5 protein-coding genes are annotated in these 5,308 nt (G+C 71.7%); 1 reads left to right on the top strand and 4 read right to left on the bottom strand.

Annotation, left to right across the window (positions count from 1 at the left end; all coding sequences use genetic code 11):
• Window positions 1-408, bottom strand: a 408-nt coding sequence (locus P409_RS25750) for a hypothetical protein (protein ID WP_202964815.1), incomplete at its 3' end; no start/stop codon positions are given.
• A 238-nt stretch (window positions 409-646) separates the two neighbouring features.
• Here P409_RS25750 and P409_RS25745 point away from each other — a divergent pair.
• Window positions 647-1,291 carry a TerC family protein gene (locus tag P409_RS25745; RefSeq protein ID WP_034845167.1) on the top strand — a complete coding sequence of 215 codons (645 nt, stop codon included), beginning with the start codon at window positions 647-649 and terminating at the stop codon, window positions 1,289-1,291.
• A 311-nt stretch (window positions 1,292-1,602) separates the two neighbouring features.
• Here the strand turns inward: P409_RS25745 and P409_RS25740 are convergent, their stop codons facing one another.
• From P409_RS25740 to uraD, 3 genes are all read right to left on the bottom strand, one after another.
• Window positions 1,603-2,838: an ArgE/DapE family deacylase gene (locus tag P409_RS25740; RefSeq protein ID WP_034845165.1), complete on the bottom strand. Its 1,236-nt coding sequence runs from the start codon at window positions 2,836-2,838 to the stop codon at window positions 1,603-1,605.
• A gap of 281 nt (window positions 2,839-3,119) precedes the next feature.
• Window positions 3,120-4,376, bottom strand: coding sequence for an allantoate amidohydrolase (locus P409_RS25735; RefSeq protein WP_034845163.1), 1,257 nt, complete (start codon window positions 4,374-4,376; stop codon window positions 3,120-3,122).
• 264 nt (window positions 4,377-4,640) lie between these two features.
• Entirely contained in the window at window positions 4,641-5,153 is a 513-nt protein-coding gene (uraD, locus tag P409_RS25730) for a 2-oxo-4-hydroxy-4-carboxy-5-ureidoimidazoline decarboxylase (protein WP_152613538.1), read from the bottom strand.
• Between the last annotated feature and the right edge of the window lie 155 nt (window positions 5,154-5,308).

Here is a 5,308-nt window from a genome sequence, read left to right as displayed (position 1 = left end):
GGCCCAGCCGAGATGCTCGATCCGCGGATCGCGCAGCTGCAGCCGCGGCGCGATCTCCAGCCGGCCGGTGGCCAGGTTCAGCCCCTCCGCCGCGCTGCGCATCAGCGCCGGGGCCAGGCGCAGCAGCAGGAAGCGGGCCGGCCCCTCATCCTCCCAGGCCCCGGCGGCGCCGGCCGGCAGCAGGTCGATGTCGCCCTCGCGCTGCAGCCGGTCCTGCGCCAGCCCCTCGGCCCGGCAATGCGCCATCACCGCCGGCCCGACATGCAGGCTGAGCCGCAGGTCGGGCGACGGAGCGGCCTCGACCGCATGGCCGGTGGCCGCGAACAGGCCGGCGGCGAAGCCGGTCCATTGCCCCGCCTTCTGCGGCGTGATCGCGCCGGACCGGATCACCGGTTCATGTGTATCCATTCGGCAACACCTCCGGGACGACCTGCGGCGCCCACGCCGCAGTCTACGTCCCGCCGCTTGAGCCGGCGAGGCCTCCTCGCTATATGGGCGGCGACCAGGCCGGGCCCCTCTGGCAGCTCCCTCGGGATCTGCGATGTCGGACTGGAACTCCCCATGGAGTGGCCCGCCTGCCGATCACCGACATGCATATCCGGAAGGCATGCAGGCCGCTCCTCGCGACGAAGAGGACGGTTTTCGCATGGAACATCTGCTGACGGGCGAGGCGCTGACCGCCCTGCTCCAGGTCATCATGATCGACCTGGTGCTGGCGGGCGACAACGCCATCGTCATCGGCCTGGCCGCGGCCGGGCTGCCCAAGGAACAGCGCGGCAAGGCGATCCTGATCGGCATCGCCGCCGCCACCCTGCTGCGCATCGGCTTCGCCCTGATCACCACCCAGCTGCTGGCCATCGTCGGCCTGCTGCTGGCCGGCGGCGTGCTGCTGCTGTGGGTGTGCTGGAAGATGTGGCGCGAGCTGCGCCATACGGCCAAGGAGGAGCACCAGGCCGAGGAGGCGCTGGAAGGTCACGAGGTGAACGGCAATGGGGCCCCGCGCAAGACCTTTGCCCAGGCCGCCTGGCAGATCGTGATCGCCGACGTGTCGATGTCGCTGGACAACGTGCTGGCGGTGGCCGGTGCGGCGCGCGAACACCCGGCCATCCTGGTGTTCGGCCTGGCCCTGTCGATCGCGCTGATGGGCTTCGCCGCCTCCTTCATCGCCCGGCTGCTGAACCGCCACCGCTGGATCGCCTATGTCGGCCTGGCCGTCATCCTCTATGTCGCCGTCGACATGGTCTGGCGCGGCGCGATGGAGGTGTGGCCGCACCTGCAGGGCGTGATGTAAGGGCGGCCGGCTCTCCCCCTCCCGCAGGGGGAGAGACCTTTCTCAATGGCCTCGGCCTGGTCTTCTTTAGTCCCCCCTCCCCTTGCGGGAGGGGGCTAGGGGGAGGGGTCTGCGCCCATCCGCGCGCGGATGGGCGAAGGCCCTGATCTGCTGGACAGACAGATTTGCCAGGATCCAGGCCGGATCGAGCCGAGAGAACCCCCTCCCCCTACCCCCCCTCCCGCAAGGGGAGGGGGGACTCATTTTGGTTTCGTCCGGGACGATCCGAGCGAATTCCGAAAAGGTCTCGCGGGAGGGGGAGAGTTGATATCTCACTCCGCCAGCAGATCCCGCACCGCCAAGGCGACGATCTCAGTCGCCTTGTAGAGGTCGTCCAGCTTCAGCCGCTCATTCGCCCGGTGGGCGTTGGCGTCCTCGATGGTGCGCGGACCGGCGCCGTAGAGGGCGATCGGCACCCCGGCCGCCGCGTAGTGCCGGGCGTCGGTGTAGAGCGGCACGCCCTTGACCGGGATCTCCTCCCCCAACACCGGGGCGGCGCGGCGGCGGATCGCCTCGGCCAGCCGGTCGGTGCCCGGCAGCGGCGACAGCGGCTCGGCCAGCAGGATGCGGCGGACCGTGACCGTCGCCTTCGGGAAGGCCTTGGCGGCGCCTTCGATCACGCCGCGCAGCTCCGCCTCCACCGCCGCGCCGCTCTCCTCCGGGATCAGCCGGCGGTCGAGCCGGAACGCCACCCGGTCGGGCACGACATTGGTGTTGATGCCGCCCTCGATCAGCCCGACCGTGAGCTGCGGCGAGCCGATGCCGGTCACCTTCGACACGGTCGCGGCGTAGCGCTTCCGATGCTCGTACAGCGCCGCCAGGATCGGGGTCGCCGCCTCCAGCGCGTCGATGCCGGTGGAGGGCAGCGCCGCATGCGCCGACCGGCCGCGCACCTCGACCTCGAGATGCAGGCAGCCGTTGTGCGCGGTCACCACCGCGTAGCTGAAGGCGGCGGCGATGGCGAAGTCCGGCTTCGACAACCCCTGCTCCAGGATCAGCTTCGGCCCGATCTCGCCGCCCGATTCCTCGTCATAGGTCACGTGCAGCTCGACCGTGCCGCGGGTCAGCCGGCCCGCCTGCTCCAGCGCCTTCAGGGCGAAGACGTAGGTGGCGATGTCGGATTTCGAGACGGCGGCGCCGCGGCCGTACATCCAGCCGTCGACCACCTCGGCGCCGTAGGGGTCGTGGGTCCAGCCCTCGCCCGGCGCCACCACGTCGCCATGGGCGTTCAGCGCGATCACCGGCCCGTCGCCGAAGCGGCGGCGGACGATCAGGTTGCTGGCGCTGATCATGCCATGCGCCTTCGCCAGCTCGGCCGGCACCGGATGGACCTCGACCTCGAAGCCGAGCTCGCGCAGCAGTTCCGTCGTCCGCTTCGCATGGGCGTCGCAATCGCCCGGCGGGTTGTCGGACGGAACCTTGACCAGCTCCGCCAGGAACCGGGCCTCCTGCTCGCGCGCGCCGTGGAGCCAGGCGCGGATGGCGGTATCGATGCTGTTAGCCTGCATTTCTCGCCCCCCTTGCGCCCTGCGTCGCCTTGCGGTGAGTCGAATGAGGGCGCGGGCCGCGAAGAGCGTATCGGGATATACGGTCGAGCGGCCCGCGCCCGCAGGCGGCCGCCGCAAGGCGACCCTCCGGGCCGGTTGAACATGCCGACATGGTGCGTCGAACGGCTTGCGCGATGCGCTGCATCGCGCTGCGCCGCTCTCCTGCCCTGTCGGCATGTTGAACCGGCGCAGGACGCAAGGGGGGCGAGAAATACAGGCTCATCATCACAAAGGCTTTCGTGTCAGGCATGGTCGTACTGGCGGAGGAGGTCGAGCAGGACGCGGACCGCGAGATCCGCATCCTCGACGGCGATGGATTCGGCCGGGTTGTGGCTGATGCCGCCGCGGCAGCGCAGGAACAGCATGGCGACCGGGGTCAGCGCCGCCATGGCCATGGCGTCGTGGCCGGCGCCGCTGGGCAGGCGCCGGGCCGGCAGGCCGTGGCGGCGGATCGCCGTCTCCAGCCGCGCCATCAAGGCCTCGTCGCAGCGGACGGCGCCGGCATCGTGGTAGCGCTCCAGCGCCAGCTCGACGCCGCGGCCGCGGGCGATGCCCTCCAGCGCCGCCGTCATCTCGGCCATCGCCGCCAGGCGGTCGGCGTCGTCGGGCGCGCGGATGTCGATGGTGAAGCGCACCGCGCCCGGGATGACGTTGACGGCGCCGGGCTGCACGTCGAGCTGCCCGACGGTCGCCACCACGTCGCGCCGGCTCTGGGCGCAGCGCTCGACCGCCAGGATCATCGAGGCGGCGGCGGCCAGCGCGTCATGGCGCAGATCCATCGGCACGGTGCCGGCATGGCCGGCCATGCCGCGAACCGTGGCGTTGTAGCGGGCGGCGCCGTTGATGGCGGTGACGACGCCGAGCGGCAGGTCCTCCGCCTCCAGCACCGGCCCCTGCTCGATATGCAGCTCGACATAGCCCAGCACGCGGTCACGCCGCCGGGCCTCGGCCGCGAGGCCGTCCGGGTCGCCGCCGAAGTCGCGCAGCAGGTCGCCCAGGCGCAGGCCGTTGGCGTCCACCGCATCGGCCACCGCCGGGTCGACGGTGCCGGCGACGGCATTGCTGCCGGTCAGGGTGACCGGGAAGCGCACGCCCTCTTCGTCGCCGAAGCCCAGCACCTCGACGGCGAAGGGCAGCCGCTCGCCGCGCCGGTGCAGCTCGCCGACCACCGCGATCGCGGCCAGCACGCCGAGATTGCCGTCGTATTTGCCGGCGTCGCGGACGGTGTCGATGTGGGAGCCGAGCAGCAGCGCCGGCAGCCCCGGCCGGTCGCCCTCGTAGCGGCCGACGACGTTGCCGGCGGCGTCGGTCCGGGCGGCCATGCCGGCCTCGCGCATCCAGGCCAGCACCTGGTCGGCCGCCCGGCGGTGCGCCGGCGACAGAAAGGTGCGGGTCAGCCGGTCCGGGTCCTCGCTGAAGCGGGCCAGGGCATCCAGCCGCTGCATCAGCGCGGGGCCGTGGGCGAGGGTATTCTGCGTGGGGGCAGTGTCAGCCTGCATTTCCCGAACCCCTTACGTCCTGCGTCGCCTTGCGGTGAGTCGAATGAGGGCGCGGGCCGCGAAGAGCGTATCGGGACATACGGTCGAGCGGCCCGCGCCCGCAGGCGGCCGCCGCAAGGCGACCCTCCGGGCCGGTTGAAAATGCCGACAGGGTGCGTCGAGCGGCTTGCCCGATGCCACCGCATCGCGCTGCGCCGCTCTCCTGCCCCGTCGGCATTTTGAACCGGCGCAGGGCGCAAGGGGTTCGGGAAATGCAGGCTAGGGTCACGGCAGCAGGTCCTTCAGTCGCAGGAGGGCGATCTTCTCCACCTCGGCCAGGGCGGTGGCGAATTCGGTGTCGCGCGGGTTGCCGACCCGGCCCTCGAAGACGGCCAGGATCTCGGCCCGGCTGCGGCCCTTCACCGCCATGATGAACGGGAAGCCGAAGCGCTCGACATAGGCGGCGTTGAGCTCCTGGAACCGGGCGAACTCCTCCGGCGTGCAGCGGTCGAGCCCGGCGCTGGCCTGCTCGGCGCTGGAGCTGGCGGTGAGCTCGCCGGCCACCGCCAGCCGCCCGGCCAGGTCGGGATGGGCGCGGAGCACGCCGAGCTGCCGGTCATGGTCGGCGGCGCGGAACACGGCACGGAGCGCGGCATGCAGCCCCTCGGCCGTGTCCTGCTGCGGCCCCAGCCCGGCCTCCCAAGCTGCTTCGGCGATCCAGGGCGAATGTTCGAACACGCCGCCGAAGCGGACGACGAACAGGTCGCGGTCCATGGTGCTGGGATGTGGGAGGGTCATGGGATGGCTCCCCGCAGCCCAGAACAATCTAGTCCCCCCTCCCCTCGCGGGAGGGGGGTAGGGGAGGGGGTTCGCGCCGCAAGAACCGGCGGACGGCGGCATCGATGCGTGGGCGCTCGCTTGCACAAAACGCGGGCCGGCTCTGGCTGAGGCAA

Origin of the sequence: Inquilinus limosus MP06 (genome assembly GCF_000767795.1) — a bacterium.
Taxonomy (GTDB): domain Bacteria; phylum Pseudomonadota; class Alphaproteobacteria; order DSM-16000; family Inquilinaceae; genus Inquilinus; species Inquilinus limosus_E.
This window is presented reverse-complemented; position numbering and strand designations above follow the sequence as displayed.

Bases quoted from the DNA above. Each gene is read 5' to 3' on its own strand.
- P409_RS25740 (WP_034845165.1), bottom strand. From the start codon at position 2,838: ATGCAGGCTAACAGCATCGATACCGCCATCCGCGCCTGGCTCCACGGC.
- uraD (WP_152613538.1), bottom strand. From the start codon at position 5,153: ATGACCCTCCCACATCCCAGCACCATGGACCGCGACCTGTTCGTCGTC.
- P409_RS25735 (WP_034845163.1), bottom strand. From the start codon at position 4,376: ATGCAGGCTGACACTGCCCCCACGCAGAATACCCTCGCCCACGGCCCC.
- P409_RS25745 (WP_034845167.1), top strand. From the start codon at position 647: ATGGAACATCTGCTGACGGGCGAGGCGCTGACCGCCCTGCTCCAGGTC.